Source organism: Alkaliphilus serpentinus (genome assembly GCF_009017255.1).
Classification (GTDB): Bacteria; Bacillota; Clostridia; order Peptostreptococcales; family Natronincolaceae; genus Alkaliphilus_D; species Alkaliphilus_D serpentinus.
Map to the genome: position 1 here is coordinate 20,512 of NZ_WBZB01000015.1, position 23,990 is coordinate 44,501.

The 23,990-nt window shown below is 37.5% G+C and carries 27 protein-coding genes; 26 read left to right on the forward strand and 1 reads right to left on the reverse strand.

The annotated features are described in order from the left end of the window. The first annotated feature begins 696 nt into the window (after nt 1-696). The 25 genes from F8153_RS05990 (at nt 697) to F8153_RS06110 (ending at nt 22,412) form a co-directional block, all read left to right on the forward strand. Entirely contained in the window at nt 697-1,635 is a 939-nt protein-coding gene (locus F8153_RS05990) for a DUF1385 domain-containing protein (protein ID WP_151865466.1), read from the forward strand. Then, nucleotides 1,632-2,501, forward strand: coding sequence for a peptide chain release factor N(5)-glutamine methyltransferase (gene prmC, locus F8153_RS05995; protein WP_151865467.1), 870 nt, complete (start codon nt 1,632-1,634; stop codon nt 2,499-2,501). The genes F8153_RS05990 and prmC overlap by 4 nt, the downstream gene beginning before the upstream one ends. 257 nt (nt 2,502-2,758) lie before the next feature. Then, a complete protein-coding gene (gene prfA / locus F8153_RS06000; protein WP_151865468.1) occupies nt 2,759-3,835 on the forward strand; it encodes a peptide chain release factor 1 in 1,077 nt (358 codons plus the stop codon). 163 nt (nt 3,836-3,998) lie between these two features. Further along, nucleotides 3,999-4,736, forward strand: a complete 738-nt coding sequence (locus tag F8153_RS06005) for a ZIP family metal transporter (protein ID WP_243136914.1) — start codon at nt 3,999-4,001, stop codon at nt 4,734-4,736. Nucleotides 4,737-4,964: 228 nt separating this feature from the next. Then, nucleotides 4,965-5,402 carry an FHA domain-containing protein gene (locus F8153_RS06010; protein WP_151865469.1) on the forward strand — a complete coding sequence of 146 codons (438 nt, stop codon included), beginning with the start codon at nt 4,965-4,967 and terminating at the stop codon, nt 5,400-5,402. Next, on the forward strand, nt 5,403-6,632 hold the full coding sequence (locus F8153_RS06015) for an FtsW/RodA/SpoVE family cell cycle protein (protein WP_151865470.1): 1,230 nt from the start codon (nt 5,403-5,405) through the stop codon (nt 6,630-6,632). It begins immediately after the preceding gene. Beyond that, nucleotides 6,625-8,031, forward strand: a complete 1,407-nt coding sequence (locus tag F8153_RS06020) for a peptidoglycan D,D-transpeptidase FtsI family protein (protein ID WP_151865471.1) — start codon at nt 6,625-6,627, stop codon at nt 8,029-8,031. The genes F8153_RS06015 and F8153_RS06020 overlap by 8 nt, the downstream gene beginning before the upstream one ends. Next, nucleotides 8,028-9,080, forward strand: coding sequence for an L-threonylcarbamoyladenylate synthase (locus F8153_RS06025; protein WP_151865472.1), 1,053 nt, complete (start codon nt 8,028-8,030; stop codon nt 9,078-9,080). Before F8153_RS06020 ends, F8153_RS06025 begins: the two co-directional genes overlap by 4 nt. A 13-nt stretch (nt 9,081-9,093) precedes the next feature. Then, nucleotides 9,094-9,582: a low molecular weight protein arginine phosphatase gene (locus F8153_RS06030; RefSeq protein WP_151865473.1), complete on the forward strand. Its 489-nt coding sequence runs from the start codon at nt 9,094-9,096 to the stop codon at nt 9,580-9,582. 37 nt (nt 9,583-9,619) lie between these two features. Then, a complete protein-coding gene (gene rpiB / locus F8153_RS06035) occupies nt 9,620-10,081 on the forward strand; it encodes a ribose 5-phosphate isomerase B (RefSeq protein WP_151865474.1) in 462 nt (153 codons plus the stop codon). A gap of 179 nt (nt 10,082-10,260) precedes the next feature. Beyond that, nucleotides 10,261-10,890, forward strand: coding sequence for a uracil phosphoribosyltransferase (upp, locus tag F8153_RS06040; protein WP_151865475.1), 630 nt, complete (start codon nt 10,261-10,263; stop codon nt 10,888-10,890). A 273-nt stretch (nt 10,891-11,163) separates the two neighbouring features. Then, nucleotides 11,164-11,616, forward strand: a complete 453-nt coding sequence (locus F8153_RS06045; RefSeq protein WP_151865476.1) for a deoxycytidylate deaminase — start codon at nt 11,164-11,166, stop codon at nt 11,614-11,616. Nucleotides 11,617-11,683: 67 nt separating this feature from the next. Further along, nucleotides 11,684-12,721: a glycosyltransferase family 4 protein gene (locus F8153_RS06050; RefSeq protein WP_151865477.1), complete on the forward strand. Its 1,038-nt coding sequence runs from the start codon at nt 11,684-11,686 to the stop codon at nt 12,719-12,721. A 544-nt stretch (nt 12,722-13,265) separates the two neighbouring features. Further along, nucleotides 13,266-14,390 carry a non-hydrolyzing UDP-N-acetylglucosamine 2-epimerase gene (gene wecB, locus F8153_RS06055; RefSeq protein ID WP_151865478.1) on the forward strand — a complete coding sequence of 375 codons (1,125 nt, stop codon included), beginning with the start codon at nt 13,266-13,268 and terminating at the stop codon, nt 14,388-14,390. A gap of 250 nt (nt 14,391-14,640) precedes the next feature. Next, nucleotides 14,641-14,871 (forward strand): AtpZ/AtpI family protein, encoded by a 231-nt coding sequence (locus F8153_RS06060; RefSeq protein WP_151865479.1) that lies wholly within the window; start codon nt 14,641-14,643, stop codon nt 14,869-14,871. Next, nucleotides 14,849-15,289, forward strand: a complete 441-nt coding sequence (locus tag F8153_RS06065) for an ATP synthase subunit I (RefSeq protein WP_243136915.1) — start codon at nt 14,849-14,851, stop codon at nt 15,287-15,289. The genes F8153_RS06060 and F8153_RS06065 overlap by 23 nt, the downstream gene beginning before the upstream one ends. Then, nucleotides 15,289-15,993 carry a F0F1 ATP synthase subunit A gene (gene atpB / locus F8153_RS06070; protein WP_151865480.1) on the forward strand — a complete coding sequence of 235 codons (705 nt, stop codon included), beginning with the start codon at nt 15,289-15,291 and terminating at the stop codon, nt 15,991-15,993. The genes F8153_RS06065 and atpB overlap by 1 nt, the downstream gene beginning before the upstream one ends. 29 nt (nt 15,994-16,022) lie before the next feature. Beyond that, nucleotides 16,023-16,577 (forward strand): ATP synthase F0 subunit C, encoded by a 555-nt coding sequence (gene atpE, locus F8153_RS06075; protein WP_243136916.1) that lies wholly within the window; start codon nt 16,023-16,025, stop codon nt 16,575-16,577. Nucleotides 16,578-16,632: 55 nt separating this feature from the next. Further along, on the forward strand, nt 16,633-16,899 hold the full coding sequence (gene atpE / locus F8153_RS06080; RefSeq protein WP_151865481.1) for an ATP synthase F0 subunit C: 267 nt from the start codon (nt 16,633-16,635) through the stop codon (nt 16,897-16,899). Between the two features lie 44 nt (nt 16,900-16,943). Then, on the forward strand, nt 16,944-17,453 hold the full coding sequence (atpF, locus tag F8153_RS06085) for a F0F1 ATP synthase subunit B (RefSeq protein WP_151865482.1): 510 nt from the start codon (nt 16,944-16,946) through the stop codon (nt 17,451-17,453). Continuing rightward, on the forward strand, nt 17,441-17,983 hold the full coding sequence (locus F8153_RS06090; RefSeq protein WP_151865483.1) for a F0F1 ATP synthase subunit delta: 543 nt from the start codon (nt 17,441-17,443) through the stop codon (nt 17,981-17,983). Before atpF ends, F8153_RS06090 begins: the two co-directional genes overlap by 13 nt. A gap of 16 nt (nt 17,984-17,999) precedes the next feature. Further along, nucleotides 18,000-19,517, forward strand: coding sequence for a F0F1 ATP synthase subunit alpha (gene atpA / locus F8153_RS06095; protein WP_151865484.1), 1,518 nt, complete (start codon nt 18,000-18,002; stop codon nt 19,515-19,517). Between the two features lie 32 nt (nt 19,518-19,549). Then, a complete protein-coding gene (gene atpG, locus F8153_RS06100; RefSeq protein ID WP_243136917.1) occupies nt 19,550-20,413 on the forward strand; it encodes an ATP synthase F1 subunit gamma in 864 nt (287 codons plus the stop codon). Between the two features lie 188 nt (nt 20,414-20,601). After that, complete coding sequence (gene atpD / locus F8153_RS06105) at nt 20,602-21,996, forward strand: F0F1 ATP synthase subunit beta (protein ID WP_151865485.1); 1,395 nt, start codon at nt 20,602-20,604, stop codon at nt 21,994-21,996. A gap of 8 nt (nt 21,997-22,004) precedes the next feature. Next, nucleotides 22,005-22,412, forward strand: a complete 408-nt coding sequence (locus F8153_RS06110; protein WP_151865486.1) for a F0F1 ATP synthase subunit epsilon — start codon at nt 22,005-22,007, stop codon at nt 22,410-22,412. A gap of 98 nt (nt 22,413-22,510) precedes the next feature. Here the strand turns inward: F8153_RS06110 and F8153_RS06115 are convergent, their stop codons facing one another. After that, entirely contained in the window at nt 22,511-22,927 is a 417-nt protein-coding gene (locus F8153_RS06115) for a NusG domain II-containing protein (protein ID WP_151865487.1), read from the reverse strand. Between the two features lie 369 nt (nt 22,928-23,296). On the opposite strand from F8153_RS06115, the gene F8153_RS06120 reads away from it, so the two are divergent. Continuing rightward, a complete protein-coding gene (locus F8153_RS06120; protein WP_151865488.1) occupies nt 23,297-23,845 on the forward strand; it encodes a DUF1694 domain-containing protein in 549 nt (182 codons plus the stop codon). Nucleotides 23,846-23,990: the final 145 nt, after the last annotated feature.

A 23,990-nucleotide genomic window follows, 5' to 3' on the forward strand; every position in this document is an offset into this window, starting at 1 on the left:
TAATGGCAAAAAATGATAATGGATGACCTCATTCCTTTAAATGAAATCACCCATTTATCTATTATAGAATCGGAAGTAGCTATGCCAATCAATGACATATGACTTTGGTGGACTATTATTTATCATTTCGTGTTATCGACATCCTTTCTTACTCTTTAGTGAAATAAATTTTACCTTATTCCCAACAAAACTGTTAAAGCCTAATACTAATGTACCTTAGATTTGATTGGAGGGAACTACCGGATTCTATATATCTATTATATACCATCAGGGGGAAAAATTAAACAGATAATTAAGAAAATTTAGAAAAATATTCTACTAAATTCTTCTTTTATTTTATACCAATGTAATTTGCTGCATAACATTCAGATAAAAGGATGAACTTACCAAATGTTTGATCATTATAGATTATTTTGTATTATTTCTTTATATAAAAACTGTAGGAGTATATCGTTAAAAGAATTGTAGAATCATGTAGACTTACAATGATCTATGTGTCGATTTTAAATGCATCATTAAAAAAATAGTTTATGCTAATTTAGTTAGGATATACCAATGATTGCAACATTTAGTTTTAATAAAATGTAAAGAATAAACATAATGAAGGATCCTTTAGCATTGTAGCTTATATTTTCATAAAAAATATGCTATATTTAATATAGAAGGAAAATTGGAGTTTAGAAAGGAAAGAAAACCATGGGTAAAGATCAATATACTTCTATAGGGGGTCAGGCATTAATCGAAGGCGTCATGATGCGGGGTCAAGATGAGATTGCCATAGCTGTAAGAACCTCTGAAACGGAGATTACTGTAAAGAAAGAGCCTGTTTCAGGTATTGTTAAGAAATATAACCTGCAAAAAATCCCCCTACTGCGGGGAGCTTTAGCTTTAATAGATTCTATGGTATTGGGAGTTCGCTCCCTAACCTATTCAGCAGAGCTATTGGAGGCTTCTATGGGGGAGGCTAATGAGCCCGATAAATTTGAGGAGTTTTTGAAGAAAATTTTCAAAGAGAAAACCAATGATGTAATTCTATACTTCTCGGTTTTTGTAGCTATTATAATGTCTGTGGGAATTTTCATCTTAGGGCCAACATTTATCGTAAGTGCTATAAAAAGATTTATCGATAGCATTGTTGTTTTAAATTTATTGGAAGGGACTATAAGACTAACCATATTTATTGTCTATATAGTTCTAGTATCAAAGCTTAAGGAAATGCAAAGGGTATTTCAATATCATGGTGCAGAGCATAAAGCCATATATTGTTATGAGAGTGGCCAAGAATTAACCGTTGAAAATTCTAGAAAGTTTACAACGCTACATCCTCGTTGTGGAACCAGCTTTATGTTTATTGTCATGATGGTTAGTATGCTGATATTCTCACTAGTAGGTTGGAATAACCTTTTAATCAGGGTTGTTAGTAGATTACTATTATTACCACTGATAGCCGGCATCTCTTATGAAATTATTAAGCTTGCAGGAAAAAGCAGCTCTCCGCTAATGAAAATCGTTAGTTATCCAGGATTGATGATGCAAAAGCTTACCACTATTGAACCTGATGATAGTCAACTGGAGGTGGCCATTGAGGCATTAAAGAATGTTCTTGTTGTTAATCAAGGAGGAATAGATAAATGAAGCTGTTGGACTTATTGAAGGCTGCTGAAGATCGGTTATTCAATAAAGGAATTAAAACACCTCGGCTCGATGCTGAGGTTCTTCTATGTCATCTGTTAGAAGTTGAAAGAATACAGCTTCATATATATCCTGAGAGGGAAATTTCCCGGGAAATTTGTCGGAAGTTTTGGATGTTGATAGAAAAAAGGTTAATGGGTATGCCTATTCAATATATCGTTAATCGACAAGAGTTTATGGGCTTGAACTTTTTTGTTGAAGAAGGAGTTTTAATCCCCAGGGGAGACACTGAAATTCTTGTCGAAGAGGTTATTGATCTTTTGAATCAATATGAAAAACCACAGCTCCTTAAGGTGGCGGAGGTAGGCACTGGCAGTGGCGCAATATCCATAAGCTTGGCGGTAATGATAGAAAAAATAAGGGTTTATTCCATTGATGTATCTGAAAAGGCCTTGGAAGTTGCTAAAAAAAATGCCATCATCAACAAGGTTGATGACAAAATCAAATTTATTTTAGGGGATAGGCTTTATCCTTTAATGGGAGATAATCTTAATGAAGGATATCAACTCATTGTATCTAACCCCCCATACATTCGGTCTAAGGAAATTGAAAACTTAGGCCCTGAGGTGAAGTTATATGAGCCTCATCTTGCTTTGGATGGTGGAGAGGATGGCTTAGATTTCTATGTGAACATAACAGCATCAGCTAGGGATTTGTTGGTTGATAATGGTTGGTTGGCCTTCGAAATTGGTTTTGACCAAGGAAGGGACGTAGAAAATATACTAAAAAGTAATAGCTTTAAGGATGTAAGGGTAATTAAGGATTTGGCAGGACTAGATAGAGTAGTGGTTGGAAGATGGAAACCATAGCTTTAGAGATCACAATATAGATTAAAAATGAGAGATGTAGGAAAGATAGGGAATAGGTAATAAGTAGTAGGGAAAAGTGAATAGTGAATAGTGAATAGTCGGAAATTAGCTATAGCCAATTTCTTCATCAATTCAACATTCAGCATTCAACATTCAACATTCAACATTTAGTATGGTTTATTATTAGTTTATTGGTCAAGAATAGATAATTATGGTATAATATTGTGTTGAGTAAAATATTGGTTGAGGTGAAAAAAATGTTTGATAAATTGGAGTTTCTTGAAGAAAAGCACATAGATTTAAGTAAGAAAATCAGCGATCCAGATGTAATTAATAATCAAGGCTTATGGCAAAAACTTGTTAAGGAGCATGCCGAGCTTGAGCCTATTGTAGAAAAATATAAGGAATACAAAATGTCTAAGCAAGGACTAGCAGATGCAAAAGAGGTTTTATATGATAAATCTGCTGATGATGAGCTTAGAGAGTTGGCAAAGATGGAAATGGATGATCTTGAGGAGAAAATAACCAACTTAGAGGAAGAGCTTAAAGTACTGTTATTACCTAAGGATCCTAATGATGATAAAAACGTTATAGTTGAAATAAGGGCTGGTGCAGGCGGAGATGAAGCTGGCTTATTTGCTGCTGAACTTTTTAGAATGTATACAAGGTATGCTGAAAATAATGGTTGGAAAACAGAACTTATGAGTTTGAACGAGACTGGTGTTGGAGGCTATAAAGAAGTAATCTTCCTGATTAGGGGCAAGGGTGCATACTCAAGACTGAAGTATGAAAGTGGTGCCCATAGGGTTCAAAGAATCCCTGCTACTGAATCTGGTGGAAGAATTCATACCTCTACTGCCACCGTTGCAGTATTGCCAGAGGTTGAAGATGTAGAATTTGAAATCAACCCCAATGATTTGAGAATAGATGTTTTTAGATCATCAGGAAGTGGTGGACAAAGTGTTAATACAACAGACTCTGCTGTTAGAGTAACCCACCTTCCCACCAATATGGTGGTATCATGCCAGGATGAAAAGTCGCAGCATAAGAATAAAGAGAAGGCAATAAAGATTTTAAAGGCTAGGCTACTGGACTTAAAGGTTAGGGAGCAGCAGGCGGAGATAGCAGAAAATCGTAAAAGCCAGGTTGGTACTGGAGATAGAAGTGAAAGGATTCGTACCTATAACTTCCCCCAGGGTAGAATCACAGACCATCGAATTAATATGACTATTTATAAGTTGGATAGCTTCATGGAGGGTGAAATAAGTGAGATGCTAGAAGCCTTAATAACCTCGGATCAAGCTGAGAAGTTAAAGCAGGTAGAAAATCAATAAATTGTGTTAAAAGCTAATGATCATCATTAGCTTTTTTATTTCTATTTCAGGGATATGAAAAATATTTTCGCTAGATTTTTATGTATGAAATGTTTTTGTTCTGCAAGCTATAAATTCCCTTACCAATGAATATATTTACATTGGAGTGAAAGGGGAGAGTTCCATGATAAATATATTAAGAACAACCTTTATTGGATTAGTGGTTGGAATACTAGGAACAGGATTAGGAGGATCGATGGCATTTTTTTTAAAGAACCCTTCTAAGAAATTTTTAAGTGGAATAATTGGCTTATCCAGTGGATTGATGATTGCTATTGTTACCTTTGAGTTGCTACCAGAGGCCTATATGCTTGGGGGTATCTATTGGACGATTCTTGGTTTAGCCTTGGGGGCCTTGATGGTGTCCTTTTTAGACGGTCTTCTAACGAGATTTTACCTATCAAATGTCAGGAGGGGTAAAGGCTTCATAAAGACTGGGATGCTTTTAGGGCTAGGGATTGCCCTTCATAATTTTCCAGAAGGCTTAGCAATAGGATCGGGCTTTGTTGCTCAAGAAAGACTTGGAGTTGGTTTGGCCATCGTAATAGCTCTGCATAATGTACCTGAGGGTTTGGCTATGGCCACTCCCATGAGGGCGGGAGGATTTTCTAGACTTAAAGCATTTATGTCTACAATATTAGCGGGTGTGCCTATGGGGGTGGGAGCTTTAGTTGGTTCAATGGTGGGTGAGTTTGCCAAGGGGCTAATCGGTCTTTGTCTAGCATTGGCCGGCGGTACTATGCTATTTATTACATTAGGAGAGCTTATTCCTAAGGGGAAAGAGCTTGATGGAGGTAAAATATCAACCTACTTTACCACTATTGGATTTATGCTTGGTATGCTCATATCAAAAAGGTTCTAGAAGACATTGTTTATTTATCATATTTTGGTATACAATATCTATAATAGGGTTAATGTTGAATGTTAAATGTTAAGTGTTAAATTGATGAAAAAATTTGCTTGGCAAATTTAGGTCTTTTTTATAAGAATCTGTAATCAGGTTTTGTGTAAATTTGGTCATCAAATTTCTACAATAATTCAACATTCACCATTCAATATTTTTCATTATGTCTTAAAAGCAGGTGATACCATGTATCAAATACTATCCTGGACCATTAGATATATATTTATTGTACTGATTTACTACTTTATCTATAGTATTATCAGGCTAATATATCTAGATATTCAGGCAATTAATAATAAGGGAAAAAGGAATGATAACCCCTACTTAAAGCTTGTCAATAGAAAGGACAGGCTAGATTTTCATGTTCAAGAATTTTATGACTTAAATGACTCAACTACCCTCGGTAGAGGAAAGGGAAATGATATTCAAATTGATGATAAATATATATCCTCAAAACACTTAAAAATTACCTTGGATGAGGGTGAATATTTTCTTGAAGATTTAGGAAGTGTTAATGGCACCTACCTAAACAGCACTGTGATAGAAGATGTTGTAAAGTTGAGGAATGGTGATAGAATTGGCTTGGGTCAAATAGAGTTTCTCTTTGTTAAAGAGGTGGATTAAATGAAGCTTGGAAGACTATTTGTAAAGAGACCCATAAACATTATAATAACTGTAAACCTCCTGCTCTTTTCACTGCTGTATCTTTTCCATGGAGTAGCAGACTATAGCGTTCCTTTGGCGGGGGGGTTGTTAACTCTCATTATGGTTATTTGTTATTATATAATTCTTAAGCTATCGATGGGGGATCAATATATCTTTTTAATCATATCATTACTATCCAGTATAGGCATTGCCATGCTATATAGATTAAATCCTGAATACGGATTTAGACAAATAACATGGTATGGTTTAGGAATGGTATTTTACTTCCTTTCCTATGGGATTTTTCTATGGATAAAGGGCTGGGATAGGTATCTTTATTTATACATCATTGCAGGTATAGGGTTATTTTTATTTACCTTCTTTTTTGGGACAACCATCAAAGGAGCCACCAATTGGATCAGAATTGGGCAATCTACCCTTCAGCCAGCGGAGGCAATCAAGATTCTTTATATTTTTTTTATAGCTGCTTACTTTAAGTATCCTGAAAAACTAAAAAAACCTTATGTTTTTCTTGGAATCATCTATATCCACATCTTGTTTTTGGTTCTTCAAAGAGATATGGGCATGGCGATGCTGTTTTTTGGTGTCTTTATAAGCATTTTTTATGCTTACAATACAGAGGTGAGACTATTCCTAATAAATATCCTTGCTTCTATTATGATTGGATTTCTTAGCTATTTTGCAATGGGACATATTCAAGTTCGTATAGAAACATGGCTGAATCCATGGAGGGATATAGCTGGCAAAGGATATCAAATTACACAATCCTTATTTGCCATTGCCTCCGGAGGATTTTTTGGAACAGGCCTAGGCTTAGGGCGGCCGGATTATATACCAGAGGTTCACACAGATTTTATTTTTTCTGCCATATGTGAAGAGTTTGGAATATTCGGCGGTATTGCAGTGATATTATTGTATTTTATTCTAGTATATAGATGCTTTAAAATCACCCTTAATATTAAAGAAACTTTTAAAAAGATTGTGGCATTGGGTATAACCTTGACTTATGCATATCAAACTTTTATTATTATTGGTGGCGTAATTAAGCTAATCCCTTTAACTGGTATAACTCTTCCCTTTATAAGCTACGGAGGAAGCTCTCTGGTATCTGCCTTTATAGCCTTTGGAATTATGCAGGCCCTTTCGAGAATATCTATAGATGGAGAGGGGTTGGATGTAATTGAATAGTCATAAAAAAATCATTCATCTTATTTTTGTAAGTAGTCTTTTGTTTCTAACTCTTATTGGCTATTTAACCCACTTTCAGATTTTTAGAGCTTCAACTGTGGCAAGAAACCAATACAACAGAAGACAATGGGCAAGGGAAGAGAATACCATACGAGGTACTATTTATGATCGAAATGGTGTGATTATAGCCGAAACTATTGATGATAATCAGCAGTTATTAAGGAGCTATCCCTTTGGTAATCTCTACAGTCACGTGGTAGGATATAGTCATCAGCAATATGGACGGGCTGGAATAGAAGCCCAGTATAATAATCAACTGATGGGTTATACCTCGGAAGGTACAGTGGCCAGATTACGTGATCGAATTATAGGGGAGCATTATAAGGGAAACCATATTTATCTCACCCTTAATCACCAGCTACAGCAGAGGGCTTTAGAGCTGATACAGTGGAAGACTGGAGGTATAGTAGCCCTAAACCCTTCAACAGGAGAAATATTGGCTATGGTAAGTGCTCCTGATTATAATCCCAATACCCTTAATGATGATTGGAGTAGACTGGTTGAGGATAATAGAAGTCCCCTCCTGAATAGAGTTACTACAGGCTTATATCCACCGGGATCTAGCTTTAAGCCAGTGATAGCAGCGGCAATTTTAGAAGCAGGAGATGTTGAAACAAATTATGATTGTACAGGAAGCATTGTAATTGATGGATATACCCTGTCTGACTTAAACCCCAGAGGTCATGGACCTCTAGATTTAAGACGCTCCTTAGTGGTTTCTTGTAATACCAATTTTGCAAGAATGGCTCAGGAGCTAGGAGAGGAAAAAATCGTTGATATAGCAAAACGCTTTAAAATAGGAAGTGATTTAAAGGCTGATTTTAATACTTCTGATAGTAGTATGAAATATCCAGAGGGTATGTCAGCTACCGATCTTGCGGCTGTAGCAATTGGTCAGGGGAAACTTCAAATGAGCCCCTTACATATGGCTATGATTGCTGCCACCATTGCCAATGATGGAGTGATGATGGAACCAAGGATTATCCGGGAAATGATCACCCCGGAAGGAAGGGTAGAAGATTATATTAGCATAAATGGAGAAACAATTGTTTCGTCAGAAATAGCCAGTGAAGTAAGAACCATGATGGTGGCTGTTGTTGAGGAGGGTACTGGTTGGAACGCCCGGATACCTGGAATAGGGGTTGGCGGAAAAACGGGTACAGCTGAAAATACCACTGGTGTCACTCATGGATGGTTTATAGCCTTTGCGCCAGCCGATAACCCTCAAATAGCAGTTGCTGTCTTGTTGGAAAGTGAAGGTCAAACTGGAGGAGCTTCGGCAGCCCCCATCGCTAGGGAACTAATAAGATTTGCAATAGAGAGGGGTGTCCTTTATTGAAGAATACATTAATTATAGAAATAAGTTGTGAGAACTTAGATAGAGGAAAGCTAAACTACTGTGGGGAGGTTCTCAAAGGGGGAGGCACTGTCGTATTTCCCACGGAAACGGTCTATGGATTGGGTGCCAATGCCATTTATGAGAAGGCCGTAGAAAAAATATTTAAAGCTAAGGGAAGACCCTCTGATAACCCATTAATTGTACATGTTACTGGGGAAGAGGATGTTATCCCTTTAGTTAAAGCTATTCCACCAAAGGCTAAAGAGGTAATGGATGCCTTTTGGCCAGGGCCCCTAACCATCATTATGGAAAAAAGCTCTAGGGTCCCCTATAATGTAACGGCTGGTTTAAATACAGTTGCCATAAGGTATCCTGCCCACCCTATAGCCAAGGCTTTAATTGAAGCTGCCGGAGTACCTATAGCTGCCCCCAGTGCAAATATCTCGGGAAAGCCTAGCCCAACAAAGGCCTCTCATGTTATAGATGATTTAGATGGTAGGGTTGATGTAATTATTGCTGGTGGAGATTGCAGTGTAGGTTTGGAATCTACTGTTTTGGATATGACCACAGATATTCCAACCATATTAAGGCCAGGGGGAGTCACAAAGGAGGAGTTAGAAGGGGTTTTAGGAAGGGTTGAGATGGATCCATCCTTGTTAACGGGAGTTCTGGACATTTCCCCCAAATCTCCAGGTATGAAATATACCCATTATTCTCCTAAGGCAGAGGTTGTGGTTTATGCCGGTGAGGATGAATCAGTGGTAAAGGCCATATCAAATAAAGCCAATGAACTAATGGCCAATGGCAAAGAAGTAGGGATTATTTGCACAAATGAAACCCAACACCGGTATAAGAAGGGAATTATTAAGCCTTTGGGTAGTAAAAAAGATATGAAGACAATTGCCGCTAAACTCTTTTCGACTCTGAGGGAGTTTGATGAAACAAAGGTAGATATCATTTTGGCAGAGGCCTTAGAAGAGGTAGAGCTTGGACAAGCCATCATGAATAGGTTAGTTAAAGCCGCAGGCTACAAGATTTACAGGGTCTAGAGGGAGTGAATTTATGAAAACTATATTGTTTGTTTGTACAGGAAACACCTGCCGAAGTTCTATGGCAGAGGCTATACTGATATCTATCCTAAAAGAAAATAACGCTGCAGAAAAAATAAAGGTAATATCGGCTGGAACCGGAGCTTTCTCAGGAGACCATGCTTCACCTAATTCTATCAAGGTAATGGAGGAGAAGGGCATAGATATTAGTGGACATAGGTCTACTCTCCTCTCTAGAGAGCTTATTGATGAAGCTGCTATAATATTAACCATGACACAAAATCATAAAAGGAATGTTCTGCGTTTAGCTCCTGATGCTGCTGAAAAGGTTTTTACCCTGAAGGAGTTTAGTTATGGTGATGATGTAGATTTAAATGAAAGAAATGATATTTTAGACCCCTTTGGACATTCTATAGAGGTATATAAAAGCTGTAGGGATGAAATTGAGGAGGCTTTACGCAGGGCGTGGGAAAAGAGGTATTTTAAATTTTGTGTAGAATAATATATAGGTTTGAGATTTTGAAGAGGAGACGGTTTTTATGAAAATTGCTTTAGGTAGTGATCATGGAGGATATGAGTTAAAGGAAACAATTAAGAAACATCTTGAGGAGAAGGGCTACACTGTAATGGATTTTGGCACCCATTCTGAAAGCTCCTGTAATTATCCTGATTTTGCGTTGGCTGTGGCAGAGGCTGTGGCTAAAGGGGAGTATGAAAGGGGAATACTAGTTTGTGGAACTGGAATTGGAATATCCATAGCTGCCAATAAAGTGCCTGGAATTCGTTGCGCTTTAGTTAGTGATTCTTTTAGTGCTAAAGCCACTAGGCAACATAATGATTCTAATGTTCTTGCCCTCGGTGGTAGGGTTATTGGTGTGGGATTAGCATTAGAGCTTGTGGATATCTGGCTTGCAGAAGAATTTCAGGGAGGCAGACATAAGAATAGAATCGATTTAATTGGTGATATTGAGAAGAAATATTTTTTAAACCATAAATGTTAAATGTTTAATGATGAATGTTTAATTGAGGTAAAATTTGCAAGGCAAATTTATTAGTATTCTTTAATAACAATCTTTAAGAAATTTAAATATAAATTTCCACAATAATTCAACATTTAACATTCAACATTGGAGGATTTACTCTAGAAATACTTTTAATTAATATAAAGGGAGGAATACGAATGGGCAAAGTAGTAGTAATTGATCACCCGTTGATTCAGCATAAGTTAACCCTCATCAGGGACAAGAACACTGGTTCTAAGGATTTTAGAGAAATCGTAAAGGAAATGTCTATGCTTATTGGTTATGAAATAACCAGAGATCTACCCCTACAAGAGGTAGAAATCGAAACTCCATTATGTGTAACTAAATCTAAGTCTATAGCCGGTAAGAAATTAGGCTTAGTTCCAATTCTAAGGGCTGGTTTAGGAATGGTGGATGGTATTCTTCAGCTAATTCCTGCTGCTAAAGTAGGTCATGTGGGATTATATAGAGATCCTGAAACTCTGGAGCCGGTAGAATACTATTGTAAGCTTCCAACAGATGTGGAAGAAAGAGATTTAATCGTTTTAGATCCTATGTTGGCCACCGGTGGTTCAGCTATTGCAGCCATTGGATTTTTAAAGGATAAAGGTGTAACCAATATTAAGCTTGCCTGTATAATTGCCTCTCCCGAGGGAATAAAAGCCTTCCATGATGCTCATGATGATGTGGATATCTACGTTGCATCTGTGGATGAAAAATTGAACGATCATGCATATATAGTACCTGGTTTAGGTGATGCAGGAGATAGACTTTTTGGGACAAAGTAAGCTCCAAAGACACTAAATCTAAGGATGCTTCAGCTGCCGATTCAAGCAATAATAGTTTTTAGGTGCCTCAAAACCCAGCTTTATTTCGTATAAATGTATATACGACTTAACATCTGGGTTTTTTATATGAAAATTTGAAGGGAGATAGGTAATCTCCTATAATAATCAAAAAGAAATGGAAAATATATTAAATTTCTATTACAAAATTTAAAAAAGCTTGGATTTGTGCTAAAATAGTGATATCAGTAAATTTTTCCGCAAGGAGGAGATGTAATGCGCCCATCCTGGGATCAATATTTTATGGAAATGGCTGAGGTGGTTAAAACCAGGGCAACTTGCTTAAGGAGGCAGGTGGGTGCTGTAATAGTAAAGGACAAAAGAATTTTAACAAGTGGTTATAATGGGGCCCCCAGTGGGATACCCCATTGTAGTAAAGTAGGCTGTTTAAGGGATAAGCTGAATATACCCTCCGGCCAAAGGCATGAGTTATGTAGAGGAATACATGCTGAACAGAACGCAATCATTCAGGCTGCCCTCCATGGAATAAAGATTGAAGGAAGTACAATATATGTTACGGCTCAACCTTGTATTCTGTGTGCAAAAATTTTGATAAATGCAGGTATTACTAAGGTTATTTATAAGGGGGATTACCCCGATGAGTTTGCTGCCTCAATACTGGTGGAGGCTGGAATTAAGTTGGTAAAATTCGATATAGAAGGTATATAGATACATTGATTGAAGTATAATATTCATGCTATAATTGGCAATGAATGCTTCTCGAAGGAGTGGAACAATGGATAAACTGTTAATTTCTTTTTTTGTGGCTGTAGCAATTTCATATATATTAACACCCTATGCAAAGAGGTTTGCCTACAAGGTTGGAGCCATAGATGTACCTAAGGATGAAAGGCGGGTTCATACAGTGCCTATACCAAGGATGGGTGGACTTGCGATTTTTTTAGCCTTCACCATAACGACCCTTTTTATGGCTGAGCTAGATAAATCTTTAGTAGGAATTCTAATTGGTGCAACCCTAATAGCAATTATGGGAATGTTAGATGATATTAAGCCTATATCTGCAAAATATAAACTTTTGGTACAATTTATAGCTGCTATGATTGTTATATATAGTGGTGTTAAAATCGAGTATATGAGTATACCCTTTGTAGGCGAATGGGTGCCACTAGGGAAGCTTAGTTTCTTTATTACAGTATTTTGGATAATTGGCATCACCAATACTGTGAACTTAATTGATGGCTTAGATGGCTTAGCTGCAGGAGTTTCGGTTATTGCTTCTCTAACACTGGCCTATGTTGCCTATGCAAACAATCAACCTACCGTAGCTATGCTGCTGATTATTCTAGCGGGAGGAGCTGTAGGATTTTTACCCTATAACTTCAATCCAGCCCAAATATTTATGGGAGATACGGGTTCTTTGCTAATCGGTTTCCTGCTGGCGACGGTTTCTATCCAAGGGGTTATTAAGAGTGCTACCACCATTGCTGTAGCCATCCCTGTATTAGCCTTAGGGGTGCCAGTGTTTGATACAGCCTTTGCAATCACTAGAAGACTCGTTAACGGAAGACCTATAATGGAAGCTGACAAAGGTCATCTTCATCATAGGCTATTAGAACAAGGCTTAAGTCAAAAACAAACGGTTTTGGTGCTTTATTTTATAAGTGCCTTGCTTGGTGGAAGTGCAGTATTTATATCTGATACAAGTGTAACAACTGCCTACCTATTTCTATTAACCGTTGCCTTCGTAGTGATATTTGGAGCCTTTAGGTTTGGACTCGTCACAAAATCCAGCCATAGAAAGGCCAATATGTAGGAAAAGTTTAAAGCTGTTCTATTATGGATTTAATCCATAATAGAACAGCTTTTTTATTTCATAGGATTCATTTTAAGTCCTATGAAATGGGAGGTTGTTAAGGGGGGCGTTCCCCCTTATTAAAGTAAGGAGAGGTGAGTTGTGTCACGAATAAGTGGCACTATGCCACGAACGGCGCCGAGACGGTGAGGCGACCGAAAACGAAACGTCCTAGGGAACACATGGGTTCCCTGGAAAACAAAAGCATTTTAACCATAGAAAATTAACACATGAAATGCTTTTGTTCCGAGTAAATATCATCAAATTTTATTCATAATTCTGTTTATTATAGAAACTCTTTAATATATAATATAGCTTAAGGGTTAAAACATATAAGAATATTGAAAGATCCTTTATTGTGGACAAAATCTATTAATCATTCCAGCAAGTGGTTGGAGTACTTTGTAAAGGGTTATGATTATAATTTTTAAACTATATAACGATAATACAAATATCTACATATATAAAAATGAAACCCTAGTTTTATAATGGGAAGGAGAATACTATGAAAAAACTAAAAGTACTGACGGTTTTTGGAACAAGACCTGAGGCAATTAAAATGGCCCCTTTAGTAAAGGCCCTCGAAAAGAATGACCAGATACAATCCATTGTATGTGTTACGGCTCAGCACAGAGAGATGTTGGATATGGTTTTAAGGATTTTTGAAATAAAACCAGACTATGATCTTAATATCATGAAGAATCGCCAATCCTTGTCGGATATAACAGTAGGTGTTTTAAAAGGGATAGAAGAAGTCCTTAATAAAGAAGAGCCAGACATCATTTTAGTACATGGTGATACCTCCACAACCTTCACTGCTGCTTTAGCGGCTTTTTATCAGAAGATTAAGGTTGGTCATGTGGAGGCGGGTTTAAGAACCGGAAATATGTATTCTCCATACCCTGAGGAAATTAATAGGAAGCTAACAGCTACCCTGGCGAACCTACACTTTGCGCCTACAGAGGAGAATTATAAAAACCTGATAAATGAGGGTATCGATGGTAAGAATATCTTTATTACCGGCAATACTGTAATAGATGCACTTCTACAAGTAGTTAAACCTAATTATTTTTTTAAAGTGGATGAGTTAAACAAAATAGATTTTGTTAATAAAAAAGTTATAGCCATGACCTGCCACAGGAGAGAAAATCAAGGGAAACCAATGGAGGATATCTTTGAGGCAATCAAAGAAGTGGTGGCTGCAGATGAAAGTGTTGAGGTTATTTATCCTGTTCATCTAAGTCCAGCTGTTAGAGAAATCGCCTTTAGAGTTTTGGGAGATGTAAAGGGAGTACACTTAATTGAACCTTTAGAATACGAGGATTTTGCAAATCTGATGAATAAGGCATATATGATTATAACAGATTCTGGAGGATTACAGGAGGAAGCCCCCTCCCTTGGTAAACCCATCCTTGTAGTAAGAACAGAAACAGAAAGGCCAGAGGCTGTAGCGGCGGGTACGGTAAGGGTGGTTGGAGTTAATAAAGAAAACATTGTGAAGGAAACTCGAAAACTTTTGCAGGATAATCATGAATATAATCAGATGGCCAATGCAATAAATCCCTATGGGGATGGTAGGTCCAGTGAAAGGATTGTAAAGGCACTATTGGATAATATTGGAATCTTATAAAAATACACAATTAAGTGACATCTGCAATAGCTTAAAATACAACAATTAAAAGTAGTTACTTATTTAACATTACTAAATTTTTAGAAAAATATGAGATTTATTTATATTAAAAAGAAGGAAAAAAATATTAATATGTCGAATAATACAAATTGGTCTAGAGTTAGTATTGCAACTAAATGCAATACTATTGAATAATTATTAGCGCGGTTATACTAAATATCTACTATAAAAGATACTCTGAGGGGATAAAATGGCTAAAAGAAAATCTCATCCATTGCAAAATCTTTCATTAATAAGCTACATAGGCATTTCTATGATTGTGCCAATCGCAGGAGGATTGTATATTGGAAGATGGATGGATCAAAAGTTTAATACACAGCCAATATTCTTATTTGCTTCAATTATAACAGGTGTCGTTGTAGCATTTATTAATCTCTTTAAGGTAGCAACCAAGGACATTGAAAAAAGGAAGAGGAAGTGAGGCAGTGAAGGCTATGTCTGTTAAAGAAACACAAGTTAATATTTTAATAGGAGCCCTCCTCCTCAATGGTTTTTTTGGTGTCGTTGGATTCTTTGTAGTGGAGGATTATTTTCCCTATTTAGGGGGAATTCTATTTGGTGTAATCATTGCATTACTTAATTTTAGGCTTTTATTTCTTACTCTAGATAGAGCTGTTAAGATGCCCCCTGCTAAGGCACAAGCCTATGCTACCTCTAGATATTTTATTCGCTATGTAATTACTGGTGTAGTGGTATATGTTTCAATCAGGGCCCAGCATATAAATGTATTGGGCACTATACTGGGGCTCATTTCATTAAAACTAGTTATATTTAAAACACAGCTCTTCAACAGTAAGGCATATTTTAAAAATATTTTTAAAAGAAAGGAGGAGAAATAATGGAAGGGTTTGGTCCTAGAGTTGTTTTCACACTACCTATATTTGATGGAATTCCAATAACCGATACGGTTGTTAACACATGGATTATTATGGCCATCCTGATTGGCTTTTCAATAATTGCTACTCGAAGCTTTGGCAAGATACCACGAGGCATTCAAAATGCTACAGAAGCACTGGTAGATGTCCTGAATAAGCTGACGGTACAAACCATGGGTGAGGACAAAGTATTCTTTGCTCCTTATATAGGTACCTTATTTTTGTTCCTATTACTTGCTAACCTTTGGGGATTAATTGGTTTTAGACAGCCTACTGCTGATATAAATACAACCTTTGGTTTAGCGATATTAACCTTTGTTGCAATACATGGCTTTGGCACAAAAAGAAAGGGTGTTGGTGGATATTTAAAGGGTTTTTTACAACCCCTACCTTTTATGTTACCCTTAAATATTATTGGCGAGCTAGCCACTCCAATTTCATTGGCCTTCCGTTTGTTTGGTAATATGGTGGGTGGATTCATCATAATGGCATTGCTATACGGTGGCTTAACCAGTTTAAGTGGTGCCCTTGGTTTAAGTTTCTTCCCTGTTTTACAAGCGGGAATACCAGTAGTCTTTCATTTGTATTTTGATTTATTCTCAGGGGTGTTACAAACCTTTATATTCGTAATGCTTTCTATGGTATTTATTTCGATGGCAATGGATTAATTAACTTTATCACCTAAGGGGGTGAGAACTTGGAAAATACAAATTTTATTATGCAGTTTCTAGAATGGTTACATTCCTTTGATAGAAAGGCATTGATTTTGGCAGCATCCGCCATCGGTGCTGGTTTGGCAATGATTGCAGGAATTGGACCTGGAGTAGGACAAGGCTATGCCGCCGGTAAGGGAGCTGAAGCTGTCAGCTATAACCCTAAAAGTAGCAAGCAAGCCACTATGGTTATGCTTCTTGGAGCTGCAGTGGCTGAAACCTCAGGTATATTATCATTGGTTATTGCCTTGATTTTATTGTTTGCAAATCCTTTGGTTAATTTACCAGGAGCAGCCCTAGTAGTTGGTGCTTCCGCCATTGGTGCTGGCCTATCTATGATTGCAGGCATTGGTCCTGGAATTGGACAGGGCTATGCAGCAGGTAAGGGTACAGAAATGGTTGGTAAGAGACCAAGACTACAATCGGCTATTATAAGAACCATGTTCTTAGGTCAGGCAGTAGCCCAAACAACAGGCATATATGCCATGATTATTGCATTGGTGTTGATGTTTGCAAACCCACTAATGCGTTATCTATAGAAACAAATAAATTTAAAATGATAATTTATGAAAATTTAAAGGAGGAATTACAATTATGGAACCAATCACAGGTAAAGCGTTAGTTTTAGCAGCTTCAGCTATTGGAGCAGGTTTAGCGATGATCGCAGGTATAGGACCAGGAATCGGTCAGGGATATGCTGCTGGTAAAGGTGCAGAAGGTGTAGGAAGACAGCCTGAGGCTCAAGGGGATATTGTTAGAACAATGCTTCTTGGTGCAGCTGTTGCAGAGACAACTGGTATCTATGGATTAATCATTGCATTAATTCTATTGTTTGCTAATCCACTTATTGGTCTTTTATAGGCAGAAGAGGATTGCTCCCAAAACAATAGAAAGGAGGCAAAGGGATGACATTTTTAGGATTAGTTGAATTGAACTGGACCTTCTTCTTTATGATTGTGAACTTCTTAGTTTTATATCTTGTTCTAAAAAAGTTTTTATTTAAACCTGTTACAGAGTTTATGAATAACAGAGCAAAGAATATAGAAGATGCCTTCAAGGAGGCAGAGGATAAGAAGTACGAAGCCCAAGCCCTTTATGTTGATTATAAAGATAAGCTTGATCATATTAAGGAAGAACGAACTCAGATTATTAAAGATGCAACCAAAAGAGCAGAAGAACGAAGCGATGAAATCATAAAGGCGGCTCAACAGGAGGCAAAGGAAATAATTCAAAGAGCCAATGTGGATATAGCTAGGGAAAGACAAAAAGTAATTAATGATCTTAAGGATCAAATATCTACCCTTGCTATGATGGCAGCCTCTAAGGTCATCGAAAAGGAGTTGGATGAAAAGGCTCACCAACAATTAATCCAGCAATTTATTGATGAGGTAGGGGATACAACATGGCAGAATTAGTAGCCAAGAGATATTCCAATGCTTTGTTTGAAGTGGCTCTTGAAATTAATACAATAGATGTTTTTAAGGAAGAGCTTATGTTTATTTCCAACTGCTTAAAAGAATATAGCCAATTGGATGAATTATTAGCATCTCCCTTAATTCAGCTTCAAGAAAAGAAGGACCTAGTAACCCAAATCTTTAAGGATGGGGTAAGCAATGAAATGTTGAACTTTTTGTACATATTACTTGACAAAAGACGACAAGGCTACTTGCAGGATATTACCACAGAATATGTGGCTCTTGCCAATGCTTCCAAGAATATGGTTTCTGCAGTTGCCATTACTGCTTCTCCTATGAAGATGGTTGACCTACAGGTTCTGGAAGCTAAGCTTTCAAAGTCTTCTGGTAAGAATGTTCAATTAACCAATCAGGTTGATGGTGACATCATTGGTGGTATTCTGATTAAAATGGGAGACAAAGTTATCGATGGAACTATTAAAAACCGCCTTGGGCAACTAAAGGAGCAATTAAGTCAAATTATAGTATAGAATAGGGGTGATGCACGTGAATCTTAGACCTGAAGAAATCAGCTCTATTATAAAAGAGCAGATTAAGAGATACGAAGGAAAGTTAGAAGTAAAGGATGTAGGTACGGTTATTCAGGTTGGTGATGGTATTGCAAGGATTCATGGTCTGGAAAAATGTATGTCTGGGGAGCTATTAGAATTCCCTGGTGGAGTATATGGAATGGCCTTAAACCTTGAAGAAGATAACGTTGGATGCGTACTTCTTGGCTCTGATGATAATATTAAGGAAGGGGATACCGTTAAGCGTACCCAAAGAATTGTTGAGGTTCCCGTTGGAGAAGCCATGCTGGGTAGAGTTGTGAATGCTCTAGGTCAGCCTATTGATGGTAAGGGACCCATCAACACCGACAAATTCAGACCAGTTGAAAGGGTTGCTCCTGGAATTATCAAGAGAAAATCCGTTCATGAACCATTACAAACCGGTATAAAATCTATAGACTCAATGATTCCAATTGGTAGAGGCCAAAGGGAATTAATCATCGGTGATCGTCAGACAGGTAAAACTGCCATTGCTATAGATACAATCATTAATCAAAAAAATACAGATGTCATGTGTATTTATGTTGCAATCGGCCAGAAGAAGTCTACAGTTGCGCAGATTCAAGATATTTTAACGAAGAATGGAGCTATGGATTATACCATCATCGTTTCAGCTACTGCAAGTGAGCTGGCACCACTACAATATTTAGCACCCTATGCCGGTTGTGCTATGGGCGAAGAATTTATGGAGAATGGTAAGCATGCATTAATTATTTATGATGATCTTTCTAAGCATGCAGTTGCTTATCGTGCCATGTCGCTATTGCTTAGACGTCCTCCAGGACGTGAGGCCTACCCAGGAGACGTATTCTACCTTCATAGTAGATTACTTGAGAGGGCTGCAAAGCTAAATGATGCCAATGGTGGAGGGTCCTTAACCGCTCTACCTCTTATTGAAACCCAAGCAGGAGACGTTTCTGCCTATATACCAACTAACGTAATATCCATTACTGACGGACAGATTTTCCTAGAGTCAGAGCTGTTCTACTCTGGTATTCGACCAGCTGTAAATCCTGGTATATCCGTTTCCCGTGTTGGTGGTAGTGCTCAGATAAAGGCTATGAAGAAGGTATCTGGAAAACTGAGATTAGAGCTTGCTCAATATCGTGAACTAGCTGCCTTTGCCCAGTTTGGCTCAGAGCTAGATAAAGAAACTCAAGAGCGATTGGCTCAAGGTGAGAGGATTGTTGAAATATTAAAGCAGCCTCAGTATAAGCCAATGGCAGTAGAGGAGCAGGTAATCATCATATATGCTGTAACCAACAAATACCTTACTGATATCGATATTGAAAATGTAAGGGATTTTGAAGTAAAGCTATTAGAGTTTATGGCAAGCAATCATCCAGAGGTTGGAAAAACCATTAAGGAGACAGGTGTCCTAGAGGGTGAAACGGAAGATAAATTAAAAGCTGCCATTGAAGATTTTAAGAAACAGTTCATACAAGAGCTGGAATAGACGGTTAATAAATTTAACCGGGAGGTGAGAATTTGGCTGGTCTAGGAATGCGGGACATTAAAAGACGGATAAAGAGTGTTAACAGCACTAAGCAGATAACGAAGGCTATGGAGTTGGTTTCTTCTGCTAAGCTACGTAAGGCGAAGGAGAGTTTAGAAAAAACAAGACCCTACTTTACCATGATGGGTGAAACCATTAATGAAATCATCGCCTCCACCAAGGGCATCAAGCATGAATACCTTATATCCAGAGAAGTTAAAAAAACAGGGTATATTGTTATTACTGCAGATAGAGGTCTTTGCGGCGGTTACAATTCCAATGTAATTAAAAAGGCAACAAGCCATATGGAGGATAAGGAGCGGGTATCGGTTATAGCCATCGGGCAAAAGGGCCGTGATTTCTTTAAAAAGCAAAATTACGACTTAGATGGAGAGTTTGTATATGTTTTAGAAAATCCAACCTTCATTACGGCCCAAAGTATAGGAAACCTCAGTAGAGAGCTTTATAAGCAACAACTAGTTGACGAGGTATATCTTGTGTATACAGAATTTGTCAGTACCATAAGTCAGAAACCCAAGATGGTTAAGCTCTTACCCTTAGAGGTAGAGGTTGGTAATTCGGTACTCAAGGATAGGGATGAAAGGATGACCTATGAGCCTTCCCCTGAAGCTGTCCTTGGATATTTGATACCTAAGTATATTGATAGTATGATCTATGGGGCCATGGTGGAGTCTTCAGCCAGTGAACAGGGAGCAAGAAGGGTGGCAATGGAGAGCGCCACTGATAATGCTGAAGATATGATTGATAGCTTAAAGCTTCAGTATAACCGAGCAAGACAAGCCTCCATCACTCAAGAAATTGCAGAAATTGTTGGTGGAGCAGAAGCGTTAAAATAGTGAAAAATGAAAAGTGAAAAATGAAAAGTGAAGAAAAGTGTAAAATGAAAATAAGTAGGATATCAGTCGTTAGTTGTTTACGATTAAAATCTAATCAATATTAGATTCATAGATGTTTGCTAATCTTTCATAACTTTTAACTTTTAACTTTACACTTTTAACTATCTTTTTTAGAAGGAGGTTAGATAATGGCTGAAGGAAAGGTTGGTAAAGTGGTTCAGATCATTGGACCCGTTGTAGATATAAGCTTTAAGAATGAAGAGCTACCAGCATTATTAAATGCCATTAAGATAAATGCTGAAAATCACAGCGTTACAGTTGAGGTTGCTCAACATATCGGTGACGATACAGTTAGATGCGTTGCCATGAGCTCAACTGATGGATTAATGAGGGGTATGGAGGCAATAGATACCGGAGCTCCCATTACGATTCCAGTAGGTAGAGCTACTCTTGGTAGAATATTTAATGTATTAGGTGAGGTGGTGGATGAGAAGGAGCCAGTTGCATCTGAGTTCCAATCACCTATTCATAGACAACCTCCCGCCTTTGAGGACCAAGAGACTGCAACTGAAATATTTGAAACTGGAATAAAGGTAGTTGACTTAATTGCACCCTATTCAAAGGGAGGAAAAATTGGACTCTTTGGTGGTGCTGGAGTAGGTAAAACAGTACTTATTATGGAGCTAATTAACAACATCGCCAAGGAGCATGGGGGTCTTTCTGTATTCGCAGGTGTTGGTGAGCGTACAAGGGAAGGAAATGACCTTTATCATGAAATGATTGATTCAGGTGTTATTGATAAAACTACTCTAGTTTATGGACAGATGAACGAGCCACCGGGAGCCAGGATGAGGGTTGGTTTAACCGGGCTTACCATGGCCGAGTATTTTAGAGATCAAGAGGGACAAGACGTTCTTCTATTTATTGATAATATTTTTAGATTTACCCAAGCGGGTAGTGAGGTGTCTGCGTTATTGGGACGTATGCCTAGTGCCGTTGGTTATCAGCCTACGTTGGCGACAGAAATGGGTGTTCTTCAGGAGAGGATTACATCAACTAAGAAGGGCTCAATTACATCGGTTCAAGCAGTATATGTTCCAGCTGATGACTTAACAGACCCTGCTCCGGCAACAACCTTTGCCCATCTTGATGCAACTACAGTTCTTTCAAGACAAATATCTGAGCTTGGTATTTACCCAGCAGTTGATCCATTGGATTCAACCTCTAGAATCCTTGATCCAGCCATTGTTGGTGAAGATCATTATGCTGTTGCTAGGGGTGTGCAGGAGGTACTACAAAGATATAAGGAGCTTCAAGATATTATTGCCATCCTTGGTATGGATGAATTATCCGATGAGGATAAGCTAATCGTTTCTAGAGCTAGAAAAATGCAACGTTTCTTATCTCAACCCTTCCACGTTGCTGAGCAGTTTACAGGAATGGCAGGTAAATATGTACCTTTAAAGGAAACCATCCGCGGATTTAAGGAAATACTAGATGGAAAGCATGATGATTTACCAGAATCAGCCTTCCTTTATGTAGGATCAATTGACGAGGCAGTAGAAAAGGCCAAAGGGAAGTAGGTGAAGAGATGGCTGAAAAGTTTCATCTCCAGATAATAACCCCCCATAGGATTTTTCTGGATGATAAAGTAGAAAGGGTAATTATAAGATCGACTGAGGGTGATTTTGCCATCCTTCATGATCATATACCTATGGTTACCCCCTTGAGGATAGGTAAAATGACAATTATCAATGAAGGTAAGTCTAGAGAAGCCGCTATGGCTGGAGGCTTTGTTCATATAGATTTGGACAAGACTGTTGTAATGCTAGATGCAGCAGAGTGGCCAGATGAAATAGATGTAAACAGAGCCAAAAAGGCTAAGGAAAGGGCAGAGGATAGGCTAAAAAACAATCATGGAAATATAGACCAAATAAGAGCCGAAATAGCCCTCAATAAAGCATTAAATAGACTAAACCTTGTTGAGAAACACAAATAAATGAAGTTAATGATTGAAGATTGAGATTTGAATCATCAATTAATTCAATTTCAAAAAAGCTAAAAGCTGACCCAAAAGGTCAGCTTTTTTGATTCACTTTAATAGGAAATAGCATCGAACTCCTGTTGTTGGGGATTATCCTCTTCAATGGTTATATATAGCTTAACGGGCAAGCTTACAATCACCTGATAAGTTTCGCTAATCCAACCCATATCTGCATGTATGGATAATGGAGAAATCTCTTCCGATAAACGATGAAGTCTTACCCTTCCATCCTTTATTTCAAGCTTACCTATATACTCCTTACCTCCAAAATTAAAGGGAAAGTCTATAAATTCTGATTCGCTACTTTCTGTTAAAGGAAAGCGATAGATAACTTCATTATCAAGATTTAACACAATATGTTTACCATCAGCAGATGTATTTAAAAGCAATGGTATTGTAAATAAAGATATAATACTGATAATCAATATAGCACCTATTAGTATTTTGTCACCTGTAGTCATGAATTTCATCTCTATACCTCCATCAGTAACATAACCACACAGATGATGAGTTCCTCCGTGTGGCCACTTGACCAATTAACTACTTATCTACTATAATTATGTGAACCTATACATATTATAAACGATTTATCGCTAGTTGACAATAAAGAGGATAATAAGACAATTAAGAATGAAGAATTGAGAGAAAAATTAGTAATGAGGAAATAATATTTCCATTCAATTTTCAACTTTCGTCTTTCAACTTTTAATTATATGGGTAGTATTTATCTGTAAAGGCAAAACTATTTTTAGAAAAACATTGATGGATATATAAAGAAGGTTTAAAAAGTCTTTAATTACTAATTATTAATTACTAGTTGATTTTACTGGAGGGATAATATGTCTGATGATAAGTTAAAGAGAACAATTGAATTTGCCATACATGGTGCTCCTGAGTTAAAACTTCAAGAGAAAAGAATATGGCTTGGAGAGTTTAGAGAAAGGGTAGTTATGGCTTTAACCCTTGAAGATACCAATAAAACCCTAGCTATAGATAAAATTCAGGAAGGTATTAGAGATCCTGAGGCTGAAATGATCATTGTAAATAATCGAGTACCCATAGAGATTATGTCCAAATATATGAAGCTTGCAAAAAACTTTAATAAGGAATACAAGACTGTAGATGCCATCAGCCATAAAGCGATGGGTGTGGTAATAGCCAGCAGAAGGGCAGTTAACAGGGAAGATGTAGTGTTGGAGATTCCTGTAATACCAGAAAAATTTAAAAACATCAATCATAAGGAGCTCTGCCCTCAATGCTACAATCAGCTTAAAGAGATTTCATCTGAGTATAGTAAAGAGTTTAAGCGCCTCAATGTAATAGATCGGATGGTAGGGATAAAATGTGGGGCATGCGAAAGGGATATCGACGGAGGACCGTTGATGTAGAGGACTAAACCAGTGAATAAACTAATAGTGAATAGTGAATAGTTAAAAACTACAAGTGGTAAGTTAAAAGTGAAAATATAAATCTTAATGAAAAGAACAATGTTGAATGTTAAATGTTGAATGTTTATAATGAACCCATAGGGTG